The 23,137-nt window shown below is 31.1% G+C and carries 18 protein-coding genes; 7 read left to right on the top strand and 11 right to left on the bottom strand.

Translation table 11 applies throughout. From position 1 onward, the window contains the following. Nucleotides 1–450 precede the first annotated feature (450 nt). Nucleotides 451–3,495 (bottom strand): M43 family zinc metalloprotease, encoded by a 3,045-nt coding sequence (locus HUE53_RS02765; RefSeq protein ID WP_192188686.1) that lies wholly within the window; start codon nucleotides 3,493–3,495, stop codon nucleotides 451–453. Between the two features lie 223 nt (nucleotides 3,496–3,718). Next, nucleotides 3,719–5,029 (bottom strand): ribosome biogenesis GTPase Der, encoded by a 1,311-nt coding sequence (gene der / locus HUE53_RS02760; RefSeq protein ID WP_014166221.1) that lies wholly within the window; start codon nucleotides 5,027–5,029, stop codon nucleotides 3,719–3,721. A 119-nt stretch (nucleotides 5,030–5,148) separates the two neighbouring features. Here der and HUE53_RS02755 point away from each other — a divergent pair, with 119 nt between their 5' ends. From HUE53_RS02755 to HUE53_RS02745, 3 genes are all read left to right on the top strand, one after another. Beyond that, nucleotides 5,149–5,667, top strand: a complete 519-nt coding sequence (locus HUE53_RS02755) for a hypothetical protein (RefSeq protein ID WP_063743159.1) — start codon at nucleotides 5,149–5,151, stop codon at nucleotides 5,665–5,667. Between the two features lie 160 nt (nucleotides 5,668–5,827). After that, nucleotides 5,828–8,065, top strand: a complete 2,238-nt coding sequence (locus HUE53_RS02750; RefSeq protein WP_065213096.1) for a TonB-dependent receptor — start codon at nucleotides 5,828–5,830, stop codon at nucleotides 8,063–8,065. Between the two features lie 247 nt (nucleotides 8,066–8,312). Then, a complete protein-coding gene (locus HUE53_RS02745; protein ID WP_065213097.1) occupies nucleotides 8,313–8,816 on the top strand; it encodes a hypothetical protein in 504 nt (167 codons plus the stop codon). 114 nt (nucleotides 8,817–8,930) lie between these two features. Here HUE53_RS02745 and era read toward each other — a convergent pair whose 3' ends face one another. After that, a complete protein-coding gene (era, locus tag HUE53_RS02740; RefSeq protein ID WP_065213098.1) occupies nucleotides 8,931–9,815 on the bottom strand; it encodes a GTPase Era in 885 nt (294 codons plus the stop codon). Between the two features lie 121 nt (nucleotides 9,816–9,936). Here era and HUE53_RS02735 point away from each other — a divergent pair, with 121 nt between their 5' ends. Further along, the gene (locus HUE53_RS02735) at nucleotides 9,937–10,308 is read left to right on the top strand and encodes a group III truncated hemoglobin (RefSeq protein ID WP_065213099.1); all 372 of its coding nucleotides are present in this window, start codon (nucleotides 9,937–9,939) and stop codon (nucleotides 10,306–10,308) included. Between the two features lies 1 nt (nucleotide 10,309). Here the strand turns inward: HUE53_RS02735 and HUE53_RS02730 are convergent, their stop codons facing one another. The 4 genes from HUE53_RS02730 to HUE53_RS02715 all read right to left on the bottom strand — a co-directional run bounded on the left by HUE53_RS02730 (nucleotide 10,310) and on the right by HUE53_RS02715 (nucleotide 15,742). Then, nucleotides 10,310–11,089, bottom strand: a complete 780-nt coding sequence (locus HUE53_RS02730) for an RMD1 family protein (RefSeq protein WP_014166215.1) — start codon at nucleotides 11,087–11,089, stop codon at nucleotides 10,310–10,312. Between the two features lie 160 nt (nucleotides 11,090–11,249). After that, nucleotides 11,250–12,713: a lipopolysaccharide biosynthesis protein gene (locus tag HUE53_RS02725; RefSeq protein WP_014166214.1), complete on the bottom strand. Its 1,464-nt coding sequence runs from the start codon at nucleotides 12,711–12,713 to the stop codon at nucleotides 11,250–11,252. Between the two features lie 151 nt (nucleotides 12,714–12,864). Beyond that, nucleotides 12,865–13,626, bottom strand: a complete 762-nt coding sequence (locus tag HUE53_RS02720) for an FkbM family methyltransferase (RefSeq protein WP_014166213.1) — start codon at nucleotides 13,624–13,626, stop codon at nucleotides 12,865–12,867. A gap of 355 nt (nucleotides 13,627–13,981) precedes the next feature. Then, nucleotides 13,982–15,742 carry an ABC transporter ATP-binding protein gene (locus tag HUE53_RS02715; protein ID WP_041253512.1) on the bottom strand — a complete coding sequence of 587 codons (1,761 nt, stop codon included), beginning with the start codon at nucleotides 15,740–15,742 and terminating at the stop codon, nucleotides 13,982–13,984. A gap of 51 nt (nucleotides 15,743–15,793) precedes the next feature. Here HUE53_RS02715 and HUE53_RS02710 point away from each other — a divergent pair, with 51 nt between their 5' ends. Then, nucleotides 15,794–16,744 carry a GSCFA domain-containing protein gene (locus HUE53_RS02710; RefSeq protein ID WP_041253264.1) on the top strand — a complete coding sequence of 317 codons (951 nt, stop codon included), beginning with the start codon at nucleotides 15,794–15,796 and terminating at the stop codon, nucleotides 16,742–16,744. Nucleotides 16,745–16,746: 2 nt separating this feature from the next. Continuing rightward, nucleotides 16,747–17,358, top strand: a complete 612-nt coding sequence (locus HUE53_RS02705) for a DUF4230 domain-containing protein (protein ID WP_192188685.1) — start codon at nucleotides 16,747–16,749, stop codon at nucleotides 17,356–17,358. Nucleotides 17,359–17,838: 480 nt separating this feature from the next. On the opposite strand, the gene rho is transcribed toward HUE53_RS02705, so the two are convergent. Then, a complete protein-coding gene (gene rho, locus HUE53_RS02700) occupies nucleotides 17,839–19,620 on the bottom strand; it encodes a transcription termination factor Rho (RefSeq protein WP_014166209.1) in 1,782 nt (593 codons plus the stop codon). 170 nt (nucleotides 19,621–19,790) lie between these two features. Here rho and HUE53_RS02695 point away from each other — a divergent pair, with 170 nt between their 5' ends. After that, complete coding sequence (locus HUE53_RS02695; protein ID WP_041253511.1) at nucleotides 19,791–20,198, top strand: DUF4293 domain-containing protein; 408 nt, start codon at nucleotides 19,791–19,793, stop codon at nucleotides 20,196–20,198. A gap of 193 nt (nucleotides 20,199–20,391) precedes the next feature. Here HUE53_RS02695 and HUE53_RS02690 read toward each other — a convergent pair whose 3' ends face one another. From HUE53_RS02690 to HUE53_RS02680, 3 genes are all read right to left on the bottom strand, one after another. After that, nucleotides 20,392–20,751: a rhodanese-like domain-containing protein gene (locus HUE53_RS02690; RefSeq protein ID WP_014166207.1), complete on the bottom strand. Its 360-nt coding sequence runs from the start codon at nucleotides 20,749–20,751 to the stop codon at nucleotides 20,392–20,394. Nucleotides 20,752–20,759: 8 nt separating this feature from the next. After that, nucleotides 20,760–22,517 carry an aromatic amino acid hydroxylase gene (locus tag HUE53_RS02685; protein ID WP_192188684.1) on the bottom strand — a complete coding sequence of 586 codons (1,758 nt, stop codon included), beginning with the start codon at nucleotides 22,515–22,517 and terminating at the stop codon, nucleotides 20,760–20,762. A gap of 70 nt (nucleotides 22,518–22,587) precedes the next feature. Further along, a complete protein-coding gene (locus HUE53_RS02680; protein ID WP_077225871.1) occupies nucleotides 22,588–22,971 on the bottom strand; it encodes a group III truncated hemoglobin in 384 nt (127 codons plus the stop codon). Nucleotides 22,972–23,137: the final 166 nt, after the last annotated feature.

Genomic DNA, 23,137 nt, shown 5'->3' with positions numbered 1-23,137 from the left:
TTTAAAGTCGAACCCTTTCAAATTTTAGTTTAATTGTAAAAAAGCTTTACATACAGCTTGTGTATTATATTATTTAAACTTAAAATATACTGAATTAAAAAGTAAAGTTCTCGATACGTTTTTCCATTTCATTTCAAAAACAACTCGAACAGATGGTTGAGTATACAATCGAAATCATCGTCAGATCGAGTGCGAAATGCATCGAGAACCAACGCTAATTTTTGTTGCTTTTATAGATGTATTATTTTTAAAAAGAAAATTCAAAGTTTAAACCCAGATTACGCATTAGAAATTTAGTATAGATAAAAATGACTTTGAATCTAAAAAAGAACTCTTTTTTTATCCTCAATGTAAAACTACAGCTCTGGGGAAAAAATGTGTGCATTTTTATTTTCTTTGCCCTTATTTTTTTCATCACAAAGGCTAACGCATAATTTGGGTTAAATGGTATTATTTTAAAAATAAATGTTTACTATCTTCCACTTTTTCTTTAGAAATTAGTTTAACTTGATAGGTTCCTCTAGGTAAATTTTGAACGGAATAATTTTCCAATTGTTGCGTTATTCTTACAAGCTGGCCTAAGTTGTTATAGATTTCTATACGACTATCGTTAGAAATGCTTTCAGGTATTGAAAACGTTACTTGATCGGTAGCAGGGTTTGGCACCATAATAAATTTAGATTCTTTTGTATTTATAGGTCCTGATAAAGGTAAGGTTACATTTACAGGAGTACTCCAATTACTTTCTCCTGTAGAATTAAGAGCTTTTACTCTAAATTGAAATTGTGTACTAGATTCAGGTTTTGCCACATATAAATAATAACTAGTTGAAGTTCCTACTGTGTACCAAGTACCTGAGGTATTCAATTGTACCTCATATTTACTAGCATTAAGAACCTTATTCCATAAAGCATAAAATCCATTTTTAGAGATTCCACCATTTAAATAAGCATAAGGCGTTTCTAAAGTAGTATTTTGTTCTTGTATTTGTACGGTGTAGTCTTCAATTTCTCCATCGTTAATATACCCACAAGGAGTATTACTAATATCATTATAGCGCATTATGATACGCATACGGAAAGTACCTTTTGTGGTTAAAGGAATTGAAAAAGTGCCCGTGTACTCTTTGTTTGTTAGTGCTGTTTTTAAAACGATTTCTGAATTTTCAAATTGTTTATTGTCATTATAGTCAATCCAAATTGTCCATGCTTCATCAGAAGCAAAAGGATTAAAACCAGGGGTAAGTACTGTGGTTATTTGTTCTCCTGATTTTAAACTAATTGTTTTAGATGCGTAATTACCATATCCTTCATAATCCGCTCCAGAAGTATTTGTAAAAGAACTTAATTTAATGGATTTAATATATTCATAAGCATTTCTCGCACTAACTTTACAATAATCCACATAATCGCTAGGAGCTGTAATTATTGTTTCATTAGAGTAGCTTGATTTTTCAGTTCCTTTGTAAGCACTTATTCTATATTTGTAAGTAATACCTACATTAATAAGGTTGTCTGAATATGTATAAGTATTAGGTGCCAAGGTAGTAATTAGCTGATAAGCACCTCCATTAGTTGATTTTTCTAGATAAAAACCATCTTCTGTTGTATTTTTATCAATCCAGTTTAGAACAACAGTATTGTTATTGATAGCAGAAGTAAGGTTTGAAGGAGAGGTTAAAGATTGTAGATCTTTTTCACCTGCTTTTATGGGAGCTCCAGGTTGTGTGTTGTAAGCGTATTCTGTAATTCTATACCCTTCAGAGCCACTAACAGGCTCTACTTTAAAATAGCCATAGCAAGTATTGCCATCTATTTTGTATTCATAGCCAATATATCCTATTTGTCCTCTCCAATCATTATACGACGGATTGATGATGTCTAGCTGGTTGGGATACGCTCCAGGTGCTGTAAAATTAGAAGAACCATTTATTTCAGTTCCTTTTGTTAAACGGCTAATATTTCTTGTGTTTGCATTGCAAATCAATCGCTTTCCATACGTTTCTAATTTGTATTTATCGGTTTCAAATAGCCAAAATCCATACGAAGTATCGTCTCCTTTTTCTGTATTAAAGAAAAGCCATGTTTGATTAGGTGTTGCCATCCAGTTTGGTTGTCCTTTAGCTAAAAATATACCGTAAGGATCTATAAAAACAAATTTAATGTTTAATTTGTCAGATATTAAGTTGTTAGTGCCTCCAGAAAAGGCAGCGGGTAAAAATTGAATACTTGCTAAAATATTATGATTAGTCTGATGGTTTTGTGCAGAGCCTTCCAATGTAAGAGTTGCTTTAGAATTACTATTTATGGTTATGATAGGATTTAAGCCTTGAGGGAAATTGGTTAGTGTATAATGGGTTCCTTGAATAAGTTTTCCAGAGGATAATGAAAAAGTTTTTCCTGCTGTTAGACTTAATTCATTTATTTGAGAGAAAGTACCATTGTTGCTAATGTTTTCTTTGTAAAGACTTAATGGGGCGATAATTGATGCTAGTTGGTTGTCATATACGCCTGTAGCTAATAAATTTGAATTTTGCCAAAGAGTAATTCTTGCTTCGTGTTGCATTGCTGCAATCATTCGGTCAACTTGACCTCTGGTAAACATTTTATAACAACCTCTTGCTCCGTTGTATCCCATGTAGTTTTCGATATTTACTTTGTCTCCATCGCAATTTGTACCAGGGGTGCAGCTCAAGGTGTGTTTAGCATCTTCTTTAGGTGTGTCGTCTACCTGATCTGTTCCCGTACAACCATCTTCAAATGTGTGAATTAAGTTAAAAAAATGACCAAATTCATGGGTAAGGGTAGAAGAAAATTCTTTGTCGGTGTTGCCTAATAGATAAGCGCCATTAAATACTATTCTAGCGGTATTTCTATTGGTCATATTTATATCGGGATACCAAGCCACTCCAGAATTAGTGTAAATATTCTGATTGTATAAATCATTTTGTATATAAACGTTTAGGTATTTTTTATTATCCCAAGCATCTGCTGCAATTTGATCATCATATCCACCTCCATTTCCATACCCATTTTTTGTTGTATGAAAAACAACCCCTAGGGTGTTGCCTCCATTGGGGTCGATTTTAGCTAATCGAAATTGAATGTTTAACGTTGCTCGACGAGGTTGAAAAAAAGGGTCAACGCTATTGAAGTCATCATTAAGCCCATTAAAATCATTATTAACAGCATTTAATGCGTTGACGATTTTTTCGTAGGTAACACTTTTTCCGCTTTGTGTAGTACCATAAATATGAAATACGACAGGGATAATGTAATTAGTGGCCAAAGCGTTGTTTTTTACATTTTTGTTTTTACGTAAATCCTGTACAAACTTTTTTGTAAAGATTTCAAATTCATTTCTGTTTTTTAAAGCATCGGGATTTTTTCTTTGTGTAATTTCGTTTTGTTCTCTTGTTCCGCATTCTAGAAGTTGAGCATATAAGCTCCCACCAATACTTAGTAGGAGGTTAATTAAGATTAATGTTTTTTTCATAATTCTGTTTTTTGGTTTTTTATTTATATATAATGCAATTTATTTCTATTTTATTTCTATTTTTTATGCTTATTTAACAATAAAGAATACTATTCTATCCTGTGTTTTGCTTTTGTATTTCTAAGAGGTAAATAGTATGATTTTTTAGAAAAAGGAGTAGTTTAAAAACAAAAAAGCCATTGCTTTTTTTAGCAATGGCTTTTTAAATAAAGGAGGTGTTATTTTATTTTTCTCGTATATAAATATCAATTGGTACACCTTCAAAGTTCCAGTTGTTTCTGATTTTATTTTCTAAGAAACGTTTGTATGGATCTTTTACATATTGAGGTAAGTTAGCAAAGAACACAAATTGTGGTGATTGTGTTGGTAACTGCATACAGTATTTAATTTTTATGTATTTCCCTTTTAGTGCTGGAGGTGGCATGTGTTCAATGATGTTTAGCATGTACTCATTGAATTTAGAGGTAGGAATGCGTTGTTTTTTGTTTTCGTACACTTGAACAGCAGCTTCTAATGCCTTTAGTAAGCGTTGTTTTGTTAATGCCGAAACAAAAATAATAGGTACATCTGTAAAAGGAGCTATTTCTTCACGAATTTTAGCTTCGTATAATTTTGTGGTCATTGTGTCTTTTTCAACTAAGTCCCACTTGTTAACTAAAATCACAACTCCTTTGCGATTTTTTTCAGCTAACCAAAAAATATTTTGATCTTGTCCTTCAAAACCACGAGTTGCATCTATCATTAAAATACAAACGTCACTATGTTCAATAGCGCGAACAGAGCGCATTACAGAGTAAAATTCTAAATCTTCTTTAACTTTTGATTTACGACGTATGCCTGCTGTATCAACTAGGTTGAATTCAAACCCAAAACGATTATATTTCGTATCAATAGCATCACGAGTAGTACCTGCAATATCCGTTACTACAAAACGATCTTCACCAATTAAAGCATTGATAAATGAAGATTTTCCAGCGTTAGGACGGCCCACTACACAAAAACGCGGTAAAGGATTTTCTTCTTCTAGGACTTCTGGTAGTTCGGGCAGTACTTCTACTAATTTGTCTAGTAATTCTCCTGTTCCACTACCATTCATACCAGCAATAGTGTAATATTCTCCTAAACCTAAAGAGTAGAATTCAACAGCGTCACTCATACGCATTGCATTATCTACCTTGTTAACAGCTACTAAAACAGGTTTGTCAACTTTACGAAGCAAATTAGCTACTTCCATATCCATAGGAGTTACGCCTTCTTCTACGTCTACTACAAAAATGATAGCATCGGCTTCGTCAATGGCTAATTCTACCTGTTTGCGAATTTCTCCTTCAAAAATATCATCAGAACCCTTAATATAACCACCTGTGTCAATTACAGAAAACTCTTTTCCATTCCATTCACTTTTACCATAAATACGATCGCGTGTTACCCCTGCAACAGAATCTACAATAGCTTCACGACGTTGAATTAATCGGTTAAAAAAAGTTGATTTCCCTACATTAGGTCTCCCTACAATGGCTACGATATTATTCATTTTTCAATTTTTCAGTGCGCAAAGGTAAAAAAAACAAACTGGTTACACATTCTTTTTGGTAAAATTATCTTTCCATGGATCTGATTTTTATATATTTGCTCCTCCCACAAAAAGTTTAAATGAGAAAAAGGGTTCTATTATTGCTTGCTATTATTATACTCATGCATGCAGGAGTAGTGAGTTCTATTTTTGAAATTAAACAAAACTTTTTAAAATCAGTGGTGTTAGAAAATTATTCTGAAAATGACTGTTTTACGATAAAATTAACTTTAACAGAATTTCTTAAAAGTAGAATTTCAGATCATGAAATTATAATTAATAAAGAATTTCATGATGTTATTGAAATAAAAACGGATGATCAATTTGTGGTTTTAAAATTAATTAACGACAAAATCGAAAAAAAATACCTCAACAGAACAAAAGATTATAAGGAAAAGACTAATACAGGAGCAAAAAATAAGAACCAAAGGTTAAAAATCAATTTTCTGTACTATCAGGAAAATATAGCGTTTGTTTTACTAAATAATTACTCATATTGTCGGAAAGCAAAATTAAACATGGATGATTTAATGAATTATTTACAAAATAAACAATCAATAGAACCACCTCCACCAGAGTATACTTATTTAATAGGTTGATCGTTTTACCTCAATCTATTTTATTGAAAATAATATATTGATAGACAATAGGATAAAAAAGCGTTTAGCTTTATTTAAATCTTTGTTTATCTCATTTAGTATTTAGCTAAAGTGTTAGCTAAATCTAGTATGATAATTTTTAAAAATAAGTAAAGTATACATGAAAATTAAAAATAAAATAGGAGTAGTTTTATTGGGACTTACTTCAATTCAAGCTATTTCTCAAGAGAATAACAAAAATATAGAAATTAATAAATTAAATGAAGTAGAAATTACAGCTACTTCGCAATCAGATAAGACATTATTAAAACAAGCGGCGTCTATTTCTAAATTAGAAACCAAAGAAATTCAACGTGGTACAGGATTGTTTTTTGATGATGCTGTAAATACAAACATACCAGGAATGTTTATGCAGCGCCGTACTGTATCAGCAGGACAAACGTTTAATATTCGCGGATATGGAAATGGCGTGCGAGGAACTAATGGAACTAATAGTAATTTTGATTCACAAGGAGTAAAAGTGTATTTAAATAATATTCCAGTAACAGATGCTGAAGGAATTACTTTAATGGATGATATTGACTTTAATTCAATTGGAGAAGTTGAGGTTCTAAAAGGACCAGCAGGGTCATTGTATGGATTGGCTATTGCAGGTGCTGTAAATTTAAAAACAATTAAACCAGAGGCAGGAAAAACCTCTATTTCTCAAAATACCATGTTTGGTAGCTATGGTTTAAGACGATTGACCTCTCAAATAGCTGTGGGGAGTGAAAAATCCTCTTTTTTAGTTAATTACGGAAACCAAAAGTATGATGGTTTTATGAATCATACAGCTTCTAAAAAAGATTTTGTAAATATTTTTGCTGATTTTGGCTTAAGTAACAAGCAAAAAATCAATGCGTATGTAGGATATACCAATAGTTATGAGGAAAGAAATGGAGAACTTACAATAGCTCAGTATCAAAATTTAGATTATTCAGGAAATCCAGCTTATATTAAAAATAATGCACATAGTAATGTCATTAGTTTCAGAGCAGGACTGAACCATTTTTATCAAATATATAAAAACCTGAGTAATTCCACTTCTGTTTTTGGTTCAGGAATTAGTAGTAATGTAAGTTCTGCTGGAGGATGGACCGATAAATTACCTGTAAATTATGGTTTTCGTTCTACCTTTGATAGTAAATGGGATTTAGGTAATGAGTTTAAATTGTCAGGTATTACGGGAGTTGAAATGCAAATGCAAAATGCACAAACACTGGCATATCCTATGGGGAATCCTGTAAATGCAGAGGGATATAATACTATAGGGGTTTTAAGAAGTAATTTATACGTTTTGTCAAAAACAAATTCTGTATTTACTGAATGGACTTTTAATATGCCCTATGATTTTGCTCTAACGGCTGGTATTAGTTCAAATTATATGAGAATAGATTCTAATGACAGATTTCCTTATATTTACAACCCTTCAGGAAATCCGCAAGTAACCCAAAATAGTAAACCATTAAACTTTAATGTATCTTATAAAGATATGTATTCTCCAAAAGTAGCTATTAGTAAAGTATTTTATAAATCAGTATCTGTTTATGCTTCTTACAACAAAGCATATAAAGCACCTGTAAGCGGTTATTTATTTATTCCTGAAATCAATCAGGTCAATAGTAATTTACGTCCAGAAATTGGAGAACAATGGGAGGTAGGTACAAAAGGAAAACTTCTAGAAGGACGTTTAGGATTTGAATTGGCCGCTTTTAGAACAAATTTTAAAGATAAAATGTCAACCGTTTCAGTTACAGATCCAGCCAATACAACTAAGTTGTATACTTATATGATTAATGGAGGAAGCCAGCTGCATAAAGGAGTAGAAGGTAATTTAAAATTTGAAATGATAAAAACAACAAATGGTTTTCTAAAATCATTCGCGCCATTTGTAAACGGGACTTATTCTGATTTTACATACCCAGAGTATAAATTTAGTAGAACCACCACTGGGGCTAATATTGCTCAAAATGTTTATGATTTTTCAGGCTTGAGTGTGTTAGGAACCCCTAAATGGGTTGCTAATGCAGGGGTAGATTTTCTAACTAAATTGGGAATCTATGGTAACGTAACGTTTAATCATAGAGGAACTGCTAATTTTGGATACGTTCCTGTAGATAGAACAAATCCAAATTTACAAATCGCAACTGCGGATAAATACAATTTATTACATGCTAAATTAGGTTTAAAAATAAATGTAATCAATCACCTAGATTTAGATGTTTTTTCAGGGGTTAATAATATTACTAATGTACAGTATTACCAAATGGTTTTTGTTAATCAAATGCCTGATGCGTACATTCCTGCACCTTTAAATGCAACCTTTTTTGGAGGTTTAAATGTAAAATATACTTTTTAATATCGTACAGAGGATGTTTAAAAAAGGATTCAACATTTGTTGTTGATTTAAACAAGATAGAAGGGGAATGGCTTTACTTGTGCAATTTTCCCTTCTGTTTTGTGTTATACAGATTTTTTTAGAATTCTCAGAATTTTTATAACGTACTTTTTGTTATAAAAAAATGTTTTTTTAAAAAAATAAACGCGTTTTGTTGGTTTTTAATAATTTTCTTATCTTGGTTGCCCTCTAATCAAATAAACTAAAAATGGAAACTGAAAACACGATTAACCTACGACTGCGATTTTATAAAGACATTGACGAAACAGTTGATGTCGTGAGACAAAAATTTATTGATTATAAAAGTCAAATTTCTTCGGATTATGTAATGAAGATAAGAAGAAATCATATACAATTTACTATAGGAGGCTTAAAACAACGTTATTGGTCACCGTACTTAACGATAGAATTGGAAGAAAAAGAAGGGAGTAATGGACAAGCTACTCATATTCGAGGGTTGTTTGGACCCGCTCAAACCATGTGGACATTTTTTATATTTATGCACTTTATGGTAGCTGGAATTTTTATTGTCTTTATGATGTTTGCTCTTTCTGATTATATGTTAAGAAAAAGTATTACATCTGATTTTATAGTGATGGGATTAATGGTTTTTTGCTGGATATTTCTTTATATTCTAGGGCGTCAAACACGTGAAAACGGATATGGCCAAATGAACGAATTAGAACAAGAGTTCTTAAAAATTATTCAATAAAACTATTGGTTTCTAAAAAAGAACCCCGTTTTTAAGCAAAAGCAATTAAAAACGGGGTTTTATCTAAAGGAATTGTATAAAAAGAGGAGTGTGTTTAATTTTTAAATCAGTCAATTATTTTTGATTATATCCAAAACGTCTTAACTGTTTTTCATTCGAGCGCCAATCTTTATTAACCTTTACGTACAGTTCGATATGTATTTGTTTACCAAAGAATTTTTCTAATTCTTGGCGGGCTTGAATCCCTACTTTTTTAATAGCAGCTCCTTTGTGGCCTATGATAATTCCTTTCTGAGTATCGCGTTCTACCATTATTAAAGTACGAATTCTGATGATCGTATCATCTTCTTTGAATTCTTCCGTTTCAACTTCACAAGCGTAAGGGATTTCTTTATCATAATTTAATAATATTTTTTCGCGGATTGCTTCATTAACAAAAAAACGTTCGGGTTTATCTGTTAAAGCATCTTTAGGATAATACGGTTCTGATTGAGGAAGTAATTCTATAATTCGATCAAAAACAGCTTGTATGTTAAAATTTTCTAAAGCAGAAATAGGGAAAATTTCCGCATTAGGTACTTTCTCCTTCCATATAGTTACTTGTTCTTCCAGTTGTTCTTGATTGGATTTATCAATTTTGTTTAAAAGAAGAAGGACTGGTATTTTAGAGTGAATAATTTTATTAAAAAAAGCTTCGTCTTTTAAGCTTTTTTCACCTATTTCCACCATATAAATCAAGATGTCAGCATCTTCAAATGCCGATTTCACAAAATCCATCATAGAATTTTGTAATTCATAAGCAGGCTTTATAATTCCGGGTGTATCCGAAAACAATATTTGAAAATTATCACCATTTACAATACCCAAAATTCGATGACGAGTTGTTTGTGCTTTACTTGTAATGATGGATAAGCGTTCTCCTACTAAAGCATTCATTAGAGTTGATTTTCCAACATTGGGATTTCCTATAATATTAACGTATCCTGCTTTGTGCGACATAATGTACTTTTTTTGCAAAGGTAGGAAATAAAACCCGATAGCTTCATATTCTATGAATAGAAAGGGGATGTAGATGATAAAAATCAATAAAAAATTAAATTAAATAAATTACATTCGCTATATGAAAGATATAGAAACAAGAGAAGACATATTATTTATAATGAAGGAGTTTTATAATAAACTCTTGGCTGATGGTAACATTAATTTCTTTTTTAAAAAGACAACTCATGTTGATCAACATTTAGATGAGCATTTAGATGTTTTATGTACTTTTTGGGAACAAGCCTTGTTCTTAAAAGGAGGTTATGCTAATAATATGTTTCAAATACATAAAGATATTCATGATAAAGAACCCTTTTTAAAGGAACATTATGATATTTGGTTGGATTATTTATACGATAGTATTGACCCTTATTTTGAAGGTAAAGTTGCAGAACAGATGAAGAAAATGGCGGTAAACATGGCCACCGTTTTAAAAATAAAATTAGTTTAATCTAATGTTTTATAAAGGACATTATTATTTCAAAGGTAATTAATAAGATAATGATCCACTCTAAACGAGAACTTTCTTTTACATTTAAAACTTCGGTAAATATTTTTAGATTGTTTTCAACGATAGAAAGACGGTAATCGACGTCTTTAAAACGGGGTAAAATTTCAAAATTGGATTTCATTTTTTTGTTCAAAGCATCTAGTTTTTCGTTTTCCCATACGGAGTTAGGATCGTCTAGTATATATAAGTTATCTACAATACTGTTTTTTACGTTTAGTACTTGACCTATGTATTTTAAAAGATTCTTTTTAGAAATATTAATATTTCCAGTATTTTCTAGTTGGAGAATGAATTCTTTAGTAGAAGAAACCAATTTGCCTGTAAGGATCTCATAATATTCTAATGCTACTGATTGCGCCACATTCAGCATAATTATTCGTATAGCTGAACTGTCTAATTCAGGTAAGAGAACTTCATTGTTTTTAACTTCAAAATTTATATTTTCTTCCTTTATTATAATAAAATACCTCTCTTTTAAAAGCATATCTATTGGCGATTCCTGATGTCTTTTTATTTTTTGTAACCATTCGGTTTCTTCTTCAGGGCTAAAATTGGCAAAAACAACCACACCGTAATCTAATAAATAAATAAATTTATTTTGTTCTATTTGCTTAAAAAACTCTGAGCCAGAAAAACTATAATTAGCTCCCTCTAACTCATCTTTGAAATCTTTAATATTAATAATTTCGGCTAACTGAATTGCGGAGATTTTTATTTTCATGAGATTTTGTTTCTTACAAATTTACACACAAAATTATTCTTTATAAAGTATATTTGTGTAAAGGTTTTGTAAATCAGTACAATAAACTGTTTTTTTATTGAGTGTAAAGGATTTTTATAATTTGTTATTAGGATTTATCGAACCAATAGATTATTCTCTTTTACCGCATTAATGATTTCGGTAAAACCTCCTTTATAGGAACAATTTTAAAAATTCCATTGGCTACAGCAAAAACAATAAGTCCCACAAAAGGTTTGTAGCATAAATTAATAAATTTATAGGGAGTATTAGGTAAGAAGCGACCAATAATGAGGACGATGATTAATACGAAAAACAAATGTAAAAATTTCCAACTAAAAGGATGTACACCAAATTTTTTATAATTGAAATAAATTTTTATTAGATTGTAGGTAGTCAGAGAAATAGCAGTAGCAATAGAAACACCAATAATACCTAATTTAAACCAAAATAAAAAAATAAGATTAGAGATTATAGTCAACAAGGCCAACGCAACGGTTGTGGTATTATTAAATTTATAATATTTAGAATTTGTAATAATATAACCATTAAAACCTGTAGCTAAATCAAATAACAAAGCAAATCCCATGATATATAATACGGGTAAGCCTTTGGCTAATTTATCTCCATTTTTCATCAAAGCAAATAAATCTTCAATTCCAACGGCTACTAAACCAAATAATACGATGCCAATTACAAATAAATACAAGGACGTTTTATGATGTAAGGTTTTTAACTCTTGTAGTTTGTTTTCGGCTATATACTGTGCAATAATAGGAGCTGAAATAGTATAAACACCTAAGGCAGGAACAGTGATCATTCGAACCAAATTAAGAGAAGTATTGTAGATAGAAACCTCTTGAAAGGTTAACATTTCGCCAATCATATAGGTGTCAATGTTCAGTGCAATTACAGAGCCCATACTTCCTAAAAATGTATAAAAGGAATAAATAAAAAGGGCCTTCCCAAATTGATCCTTTTTTAAAAAAGTAAAATCCATTTTTTGGGTCAGTTTTTCTAGGCGATTAAGATAAACGATCATACCTAAAAAAGCGATTACAAAAAAGCCAACAAAGATCCATAAGGCCTTGCTTTCTTGTAATTTATCCCAAATCAATAACGTAAAGGCCGTTACCATTCCCAATTTAGGAAATAGATTTTCAAAAATATTAGGGATAACAATTCGTTTCTTTATAGAAATGTATTTAGATGTTAATTGTATTAATGAAAGGAGTAATGCTATTGAAAGGATATAAGGAGAATAAATGTAAAAATCAGTTGATTGGAGGGATGGAAAGAGTATTATTGTGAATCCTAATAATATGAATCCTAATGAAAAATTACTAATAATAAAAACAATAGAAAATTTGAATAAGTTTTGTTGCGTATTGTTTTGTGACATTTGTGGAAAAAATCGCACATTAGCGTGCATGATTCCCAAGGCTACCAAAGGTAAAATTAATAAAGCAGTTTGATACACAAACTGTAGTTTACCCGAAAAATCTAAATCATACGGATATAAAAATACGGTAGAAAATATACCTACTACAGTACTTAAGTATCCTATGATACTGTATTTTATACTCTGTCTTGCTACAACACTCATTTAACTACTTATTTTATAAATTTCCATAGACTTATAGGACATTTAACCAAGTACCCAAAGTTTATACAAGTTGTCTAATTGGGGGGTAACCTGCTTTTACGTTCTTGATGCTAATTGTTTTTTAATTATGCCGTTGCTTATGACTTTTAAATTATTTAGGAATGAAAATAAAATTATTTATATAGCGATTAAAATCATTTAAATATTCATCTTTTTGAAAGTCAGGTAATAAAGAAATGGTAAAAGGTTGTAAAATCAATGATTTTCGATTGAAATAAAAAACTTCATAACCAAAACTGTTTATGAAATCAAAAATTTCTTGGATAGGATAGTGCGCATGACGTAACTCAATTTCAATAATAAATGTTGGGCGTAATTTTTCTAGAATATTTTTACTGCCTTTAACGGTGTCAAATTCATGTCCTTCGACATCAATTTTTACTACATCTAACTTTTCTATTTTATTTTGAGAAACCCAATCATCCAACGTTATTGTTTTGATTTCAATTTTTTCTACTTCATCTCCCATGTTTTCTAAAGAAGCACGTGTGTCCTGTAAGCCATTTTCTTTTTTAGGAATATGTAATATAGAAGTACCTGTTGTAGAAGAAGCAGCTAAGGGGAATAGTTTAATTTTAGGAAATAAAGGCTGAATATAATCGACTAATGATTCATTTGGTTCAAAACCAAAAATTTTACCCGTTTTGATCTTCTTCTCAGCTTGATATAAATAAATTCCTTTATTGGTTCCTATATCTACAAAAACCGAGTTTTCTTGTAAAAGCTGATGGATCAATAATAATTCCGGTTCACATTTATAGTTTCCAGTACTTAAAGAGGCAAGGGTTTTGTAATATCTTTTCTTGTATAAAGAAGGCCAATATTTATAGGCTAATTGTATTAAAAATTTCATATTTTGTTTAGAGTATTTAAGGCCTTTAACAAATTTTATATTTCTCTGTTTTTTTAAAATTTTCTTTTTAAAACGAGTTTTATTTTTTCAAAGGTAACTTTTTCTGTAAAAGTGTACAAATAGCGTATTTTCATAGACAAAGTGGCTATTTTGGATTTACCCCAGATTACGCATTAGAAATTTATTACAGATAAAAAAGGACTTTGAATTTATAAAAGTACTTCATTTTTTGCCCCTCAATAGAGTAAAACGACAACTGCGGTAAAAAAAATCGGTGTCTTTTTGCTCTCTTTGCCCTTTTTATTACAAAGTTTAAGCATAATCTGGGTTTAAAAATTTTTAGAATTTAAAAAAATTAAGCTATTATATTTGACTTTCTTTCGCCTATTTGTTGTCTCCACATCGCATAATAGAGTCCTTTGCTTTCCACTAATTCCTCGTGTTTTCCTTTTTCAATTATTTTTCCTTTTTCAAGAACAAAAATTTTATCAGCGTGCATAATTGTAGATAAGCGATGGGCAATTAGAACCGTTATACGGTTGTTGTTAGATATAGACTTGATGGTTTCATTAATAGCCTCTTCTGTAATGGAATCTAAGGCAGACGTTGCTTCATCAAAAATCAGAAGGTTTGGATTGCGTAAAATAGCCCGAGCGATCGATAAACGTTGTTTTTCACCCCCTGACACCTTAATTCCTCCTTCGCCAATAGTTGTATTTATACCCTTTTCTGCTCGGGTTAAAAGATTTTGACAACTAGCTTGTTCTAGGGCGTTTAACAAGTCATTGTCAGTGGCATCGGGTTTGACGAAAAGTAAATTTTCTTTAATAGTTCCTGAAAAAAGCTGCGCATCTTGTGTTACAAATCCTAATTGTTTTCTAATTTCTAGTAATTCTACTTCGGTTTCGTTTATATCGTTATAGGCAATAGTTCCTTCGTTGGGTTTGTAAAGCCCTACAAGGAGTTTTACCAATGTTGTTTTACCTGATCCTGAAGGACCTACGAATGCAACGGTTTCACCTTTTTTTATTTCAAAAGAAATGTTTTCAACCGCTTTAAAATGAGCTGATTGGTGTTTGAAACTTACCTGATTGAACGTTAATTTTTCTATTGTTCCAATATTTTTTGGAGAACTAGGTTTGTATTCAGATTCTTGGTCTAATAATCTTTTAAAATTATCTAAAGAAACTTTTGTTTCATTTTTCACAATGATAAACTGACTCATTTCTTGTAAAGGATTAAAAATAAAAAAAGTAAAAAAAGTCATCGTTAATAAATCGCCAACCACTATTTTTCCTTGAAAAACAAAATAATAAAGAGTAAAAACAACTAGGGTTCGCATAAAATGAACAGTTGTTCCTTGTATAAAACTCAAACTACGGATATAACGTATTTTTTGGAGTTCAAGTCCCAAGATTCTAAGAGTATTCTGATTCAGGCGAGCTTCCTCTTGTTGCGTCAATCCAAGGCTTTTTACTAATTCTATGTTTCGTAAACTTTCAGTAGTTGATCCCGCCAGGGCATTGGTTTGGGTTACAATATTTCTTGATACAGCTTTTATTTTTTTACCTAAAATAGAACTAACAAAACCAATGATGGGAGCCGTAATAATAAATATGATTGAAATTTTTATATCAATACGAGCTATGTATAAAAAAACAAAAATAAAACCCACAATCGTTTGGAAAATCAAAGAAATAGACAGGTTAATTAGCTTTTCGGAATCAATTCGAACTTTTTGCAATTTATTAAGAGTTTCACCACTGCGTTGGTCTTCAAATTGGGCATAAGGTAAATCCAATGATTTTTTAATCCCATCGGTATACATTTCAGCTCCTGTACGTTGAATAACAATACTGGTAAAATAATCTTGAAAGTTTTTAGTAATCCGAGAAATCATAGCCATTACGATGGATAGTCCTAGCCAAAAACCAACCGCTTTTATAAATGCCCAGTGATTTCCTTTATACTTTTCTATGCCTACACCGCAATCTTGCATGATTTTACCTGTAATGATCGAGTCGCTTAGACTAAAACAAATATTCATACCTGCCATTAATAAAGCAATCGCTAAAAGTTTATAATGTTTTTTTAAATATTGAAATAAAATATCCATTTCTATAGAATTGTTGTTTAGAGGATTGCTAAAATATTTGTAGTTTTGAACATGATTTTTTCCTTGAAAATACCAATTAACAAAACCAATCAAGCAATAAATTATCAATCCGATTTATTGTTATTAGGTTCTTGTTTTTCAGAAAACATAGGCAACAAATTTAGCTATTTTAAATTTAAGACCACAGTAAATCCCTTTGGGATAATTTTTAACCCTATTTCAATCGAAACGTTAATTAAAAGAGTCGTAGAAAAAAAATATTTTACGGAAGATGATATTTTTTATCATAATGATTTATGGCATTGTTTTGAAATACATTCAGAACTCTCAAATCCAGATAAAGAATCTTTTTTAAAAATACTTAATACTTTAATTGAATCTATAAATATACAAATTAGAACCTTAACCCATTGTGTAGTTACCTTAGGTACTTCGTGGATTTATAGAGCTAATAGAACAGGCGAAGTGGTTGCTAATTGTCATAAGATACCACAAAAAGAGTTTGTTAAGGAGTTGCTTTCTGTAGAGGATATTCAGCAAAGTTTAACCAATATGATTTCATTAGTAAAATCGTTAAATCCAAACATAAAATTTATTTTCACTATTTCTCCAGTACGACATATAAAAGATGGTTTTTTTGAAAACAATGTAAGTAAAGGGAATTTATTTTCAGCACTTCATAAATTGCTTTCTCTTACGAAATCAGAAGAAGCCTATTTTCCTAGTTATGAGATTATGATGGATGAATTGCGTGATTACAGGTTTTATGAGAAGGATATGTTGCACCCTAGTATTCTTGCTGTGGATTATATTTGGGAACGATTTTCAGAAGCCTATTTTAATGCAGAAACGAAATCTTTGATGATTGAAATAGAGGGAATTCAAAAAAGTCTTGCACATCGTCCTTTTAATTCTAATACAGAAAGCCATCAAATTTTTTTAGAAAAACTGAAAATTAAAACACAGATATTAATACAAAAACTCCCCCATTTATCCTTTTAATTATGATTCAACTGTATAAAAAACTGTTTTTTGGATTGCTATTTTTAGTACTAACTTTTTTTGCATACCAATATTTTACAGATAAAGAAAATACTACAATGGAATACAATTCTAATCTAATTCAAGAACAGATTAAAAATGTAGGGAAATTAGTTGTAACGGAAGGTCATTATTCGCAAATTTTAACTTTTAAAGATGAGGATCGTTATTTAGGAGGATTAATTTCATTTGATAAAAAGGCTTTGGTGGTTGTGAATTCGGATGTAACTGTGGCTTATGACTTGCGTCAAATGAAATATGAAATTAACGAAAAGGCGAAAGTCATACGAATTATTTCTATACCAAAAGAAGAAATAAAAATCAGTCCTGATATCCAGTATTATGATATTGAACAAAGTAAATTTAATGAATTTACAGGAGCAGATTTTAATGCAATTACTAAAAAAGTTAAAATAGATTTAACTAAAAAAATTCAGAAATCTACTTTAAAGTCCAATGCTCAAAATCGTTTAATAAGTGAGCTATCTAAGATATTATTAGTGACTCACTCTATAGGGTGGAAAGTAGAATATAATGGAGGAGAGGTAAAAACAGAAGCTGATTTTAAACTTTGATGAAGGATTGCTCGTATGGTTAGGTTTTATGTTGTAGATTCTAACGTTATTAAAATATTAATAGATTTCTGATAAATAAGCTAAAAAAATAAAGAATATATAAAAAAGAGGTGTTATAAATAGTGTTTTTATGTTGATTTCAAGAAATACAACTTCTTTAGATTTATTCCTTTTTTATCTGTGATACATCTATTTTGTATGTTATCTACATTCGATTCTAATGCGTAATTTTGGGATTGACAATAAAAAAGCAGTGCATTTTGCACTGCCTTTTTTATTTATAACCAATTGAATTGGAATGGTTTTTAGAAAGTTTATGTCTAAAAATAGCGAACACTTGTTCTAAATAACTACCTAAAATATAGTGAATTATGTAATATTTTTTCTGAAATCTTTAGAAAGTTCAAATGGATGTAATATAAAAAATTGAGCTTATTTCATACTATTTTATATAGGTGAGCTGTATTTTTAGGGTACTATTTAATCATTCATAGATATTAAAAATTCTTCATTATTTCGGGTCTTTTTAAAGCGATCATTAATAAATTCCATTGCTTCTACAGAGTTCATGTCTGCTAAGTATTTACGCATGATCCACATACGCTGAATGGTTTTTTCGTCTAATAAAAGGTCGTCACGACGTGTACTAGATGAGGTAAGATCTACAGAAGGGAAAATACGACGATTGGCTATTTTACGATCTAATTGAAGCTCCATGTTACCAGTACCTTTAAACTCTTCAAAGATTACTTCGTCCATTTTAGAGCCCGTTTCTGTTAAAGCAGTTGCAATAATGCTTAATGATCCACCGTTTTCTACATTACGAGCAGCACCAAAGAAGCGTTTAGGTTTTTGTAAGGCATTAGCGTCAACACCTCCACTTAATACTTTACCAGAAGCTGGTTGTACCGTATTGTATGCGCGTGCTAGGCGTGTAATGGAGTCTAGTAAAATAACTACATCATGACCACATTCAACTAAGCGTTTTGCTTTTTCAAGTACAATATTGGCAATCTTAACGTGTTCTTGTGGTTCGCGATCAAATGTAGAAGCAACCACTTCAGCGCGCACGCTACGTTGCATATCTGTAACTTCCTCAGGACGTTCGTCTATTAGTAATACAATCATGTATACTTCTGGATGATTTGCAGCAATTGCATTGGCTATGTCTTTTAGTAACATAGTTTTACCTGTTTTGGGTTGTGCTACAATCATACCACGCTGTCCTTTGCCAATAGGAGAAAATAAATCTATAATACGAGTAGATATAGAACTGCCTTTTTCGGCTAGTTTGAATTTTTCGGTAGGAAAAACAGGGGTTAAATGATCAAATGAAACGCGATCTCGAACGACTTGTGGGTTATGACCATTGATTTTTAGAACTTTGACTAAAGGGAAATATTTTTCTCCTTCTTTTGGTGGGCGAACGACCCCTTTTACTGTGTCTCCTGTTTTTAATCCAAATAACCTAATTTGAGAAGTTGATAAATAAATGTCGTCAGGAGAGGCTAAATAGTTATAGTCGGAAGAACGTAGGAAGCCATATCCATCAGGCATCATTTCTAGCACTCCTTCGCTTTCTATAATTCCTTCAAACTCATAATCAGGTTCTCTGAAATTAGTTGTTTTCTTGTATTTAGGATTTTGGTTGTTCTGACTGTGTTTGCTTTTGTTTAACTCAGTAGACTGTGTTTGCTCTGTTTCGGTATTAGAATCGTTGGGTTGTTCGGATGTTGTTTCTATTACCTCAATTGTTCTTTCTGTTTGGTCTTTTTGCGGATCTATTATTACGTTTACTTCTTCTGTTGAAAAAGATTGGGTAATGTTTTCCTCTGTTTCAGATGTTTTCTTTTTATCTTTAGAAAAGGACTGGTTTTTTGGCTTTTTCAGAAAAGCCTCTTTCTTTTGTTCAGTAACTTCTTCTGAATGAGTACTTGTTTTTTTATTAGTTACTTTTTTAGAAGTTTTTTTATCTTCTAATTCTTCAGTAAAAAGAGTCGTTTCTTGAATTGCATCGACTTTTTCAGGTTCTGATACTTCTTTTTTGTCTTTAACCATACGGGTTCGTTTAGGTTTTGAAGTGTCTTCAGAAGTACTATTGGCTTCTGGAGTTAATTTTTCAGGGTTTGAAGCTTGAAAATCAAGTATTTGATAAATTAAATCATCCTTTTTAAGGGTTTTAAAATTCTTGATTTTTGCTGCTTTTGCAATTTCTTGCAATTCATTTAGCTTCATTTCTTTTAATACAGAAATATCAAACATAAAGTATAGTTAGCTTAAAAAAATGGGGTTTAAAAATTGATTTTTTGAAACTTATGTTCCGAAGTATGAAGTGCTTACGGATTGTTCTTGCAATAATACAAAATTTTATTAAGGAAACAATAGTTTTTTTAAAAAAGAAAATATATTTTTGTATCAAGATACTAAAAAAGATGATTCAAAGAATTCAAAGTGTGTATTTACTTTTGGCTTTTGTTATAATGGCCGTTTTGCCCTTTGTGTTTCCTCTTTGGAGAGAGGGGAGTAAAGATGTGTATTTTATGACAAATATTACATATACTATATTTTTTGGTCTGAGTACATCCTTATCTTTGATGAGTGTATTGTCGTTTAAGAAAAGACAAACTCAATTTGTATTGAACAGATTGAATATGATATTAAACTTAATTTTACTAGGATTATTTGTGTATCGTACACTAAATTTATCTGGAGGAGCTCAGGCTCCTGTGAAGGGTATTGGGATGTTTCTTCCTGTAATTACTATCTTGTTGTTAGTTTTAGCTAACAAAGCCATTAAAAAGGATGAAGATCTTGTAAAATCTGTGGATCGATTACGATAAACCTATCATCTTAGTTTATTAGTGCGACTAGTCCCAGAGGTAACTCTGGGATTTTTTTTGTTTATAACTGGTCCCGTCTGAATATAATTATTATAGATTTTGATTGGAAGTTAATCGTTAAAAAGGCTATCTAATTTAGACAGCCTTCATTTTAAAAAAAAACTAATAATGTGGTATCTTGATATGAAGAAAATTATAGCTTATTTTGTAAACTATCCCAACTCCCGCCGTTTATACACTCAATATTGTGTTGTTTAAGTATAGAAACTGCTTGACTGCTACGCATACCACTACGGCAACAGGCAATTACAGGCTTGTTTAACTTTTTGATGTTTTCTGCTTGTTGTTTAATGGTGTCAAGAGGAATGTTTTTTGATCCCGAGATATGTCCAGAAGCATATTCATTAGCTGTTCTTACATCTACAATGACAGCTCCTTTATTGATAAAGTTCTGTAAATCATTCTTTTTGTCGAAACCTAGAAACCTAAAAAAGCCCATACCTTTTGATTTTTCATCAAATGTATGGGCTCTTAAATTATTTTTGTGTGACAAAAGTTACATTATGTGAAAACTTTTTTAAAAATCAAGTCCAAACCGTTTTGTATAAGTTTTTTTGTTTCTGGTCTTTTAATTTTAACATTTTCTAGATAATTCAGTATTTTGTTTGCTAAATCATCATTGTTTTCCTTATGTGCTATTTCTATAATTTCTATAGCTAGTAACCAATCGTTTGGGTGGTTATTTGTTAATATATCAAAAATTTGGTTTAGCGTTATGTTAGCTTTTTTCTCTTCTCGAATATTTCGAACATTTAAATATAATTGTTCTAATTCCTCTCGTTCAGCTGATTTTTGTTGTTTGATAGTTTTAGTTGAAGGTACATGGCTAATCATATCAAAACTATTTGCATCTGCTGGTCCAGAAAATGCAGAAATAATTTCTTTTCCTACAGCCATATCATAAATTCCCCATTCAGGCTGGAATAATACTTGCTGCCCGTATGTAACAGTACAGTTTTTGAATTTAATAATTAATATTTTTCCTTGTATATTGCGTGTGCCTGTAATGATTTCACCTGTAACTTTAATATCTTCTTCAAACTCTAGTGTAATTTGTTTTCCTTCATAAATATCATAAGCACGTAAGTCGCGAGGACTCATGTCTTCAATAGCAAGGTTAATTCCTTTTAGTTTTCCTATAGGTGAGCCAAAACCTTCAGCGTGGTATTGGGTTCCGTGACCTACTAATTCCTTTTCGCGATAAGATAAGGCTGTTTTTCCTGTTGATTGAATGTAAACAGGTTTGTTTTCATTTTCTATTACGTTGGTAAATACACCCGAAATTTGCAAACCAGTGCTTAATTCAATAGTTCCTAAAGCTTTTGAGTTTATCAGTTTTTGTATGCTTGATAAGCCTCCTGTTCGTAATGCCATTTTGTTTGCAAACTCTTCTAAAACTAAACTTAAATGGGCAAAATCAGGGGTTACATACAACTGTGGTTGAGGTTTTGTAATGTCAAAACTCTGATTGGCAGCACTTAGGTTATAAGGGATTTTTTTTACATTATCAGTCATGCACCATTCGCTTTCTCCTATTGAGGAAAGTAATCCTGCTCCGTATATTTTAGGGGTTTCGATAGTTCCTATTAAGCCATATTCAACAGTCCACCAATGTAAGTTTCTTATTTGAGCCATTTCAGAAGGTTCTCCCATATTGTTTTGAAGGAAGTAAACTTGTTCTTCTGCTTTTTTTATTTCTTCTTCAGGCGTGTTTTCGGCTTCTTTCAGAATAGAAAGCAAACGAATGGCTTCGTATAGTTCGTAATCTCTTGCAGAAGAGATGGCTTTACAACCAATTTCTCCAAAGCGTCTTAAATATTCCGCATATTCTGGATTTGCAATGATAGGGGCATGACCTGCTCCTTCGTGAATAATATCAGGGGCTGGGGTGTATTCTATATGTTCTAATTGGCGAATATCGCAAGCAATTACTAATACATTATATGCTTGAAATTCCATAAAGGCACTAGGAGGTATGAAACCGTCTACAGCTACTGCAGCCCATCCAATTTCTTTTAGAATACGATTCATTCCGTACATATTAGGAATGTTATTTGTATCTATACCTGTTTGTTGAAGCCCCTTTAGATAAGAATCATGTGCAACTTTTGAAAGATAATCTACATTTTTACGCATTACATAACGCCAAACCGCTTGATTAATAGGAGTGTAGTCCTCGTAATTTTGTGGGATGATAAATTGCTTTAAATGTTGAGGTAATCGGTCGATTAAGGGATTGCTTTCAAAATGGATTTCCATATCTTAATTACTTGTTTGAGCAAAAATAAGCCTTTTTATAACGAATTTAAAATTTAAAATAATGATAGTGCTATAATAGCGGTTGATGATTGGCTTTTTTAAAATATTCAATTTTATATTGAAATAATTCAGACATTTTACCAGCTCTCCATTTTGCTTCGTTTGCTTTTTCGCCTGTAAATAATTGATCTATAGTGTTTTTGAATAGTTCCATCCAACGGTCAAAATGTATTTTTTCTAAGGGCATTTTAGCATGAGGAGGAAAAGGAGCACCTGAATAGGAATGTACTTCTAGTAACAGGGTTTCCCAAAAGTTATACATTTTGTTTAAATGAGGAGTCCAATCTTTTATAACACCGTTAAAAATAGGACCTATTAGAACGTCAATTTTTACTTTGTCGTAGAAAGTATTCACTAATAATTCTATGTCGGATCGGTTTTGGATGTCTTTCATTTTTAGCAATGCAACTGGAGTAAAAATATTTTATTGATATTTCAACCCAGATTGTGTATTAGAAATTTATTACAGATGGGTAAAGGAAATCTGTGTCTGTTTTATTTTCATCGAAAAAGTCTAACGCATAATCTGGGGTTAAAAAAGGATAAAGTTCGTCTTAATA

This window comes from Flavobacterium columnare (genome assembly GCF_014844295.1).
Classification (GTDB): Bacteria; Bacteroidota; Bacteroidia; order Flavobacteriales; family Flavobacteriaceae; genus Flavobacterium; species Flavobacterium columnare.
This window is presented reverse-complemented; position numbering and strand designations above follow the sequence as displayed.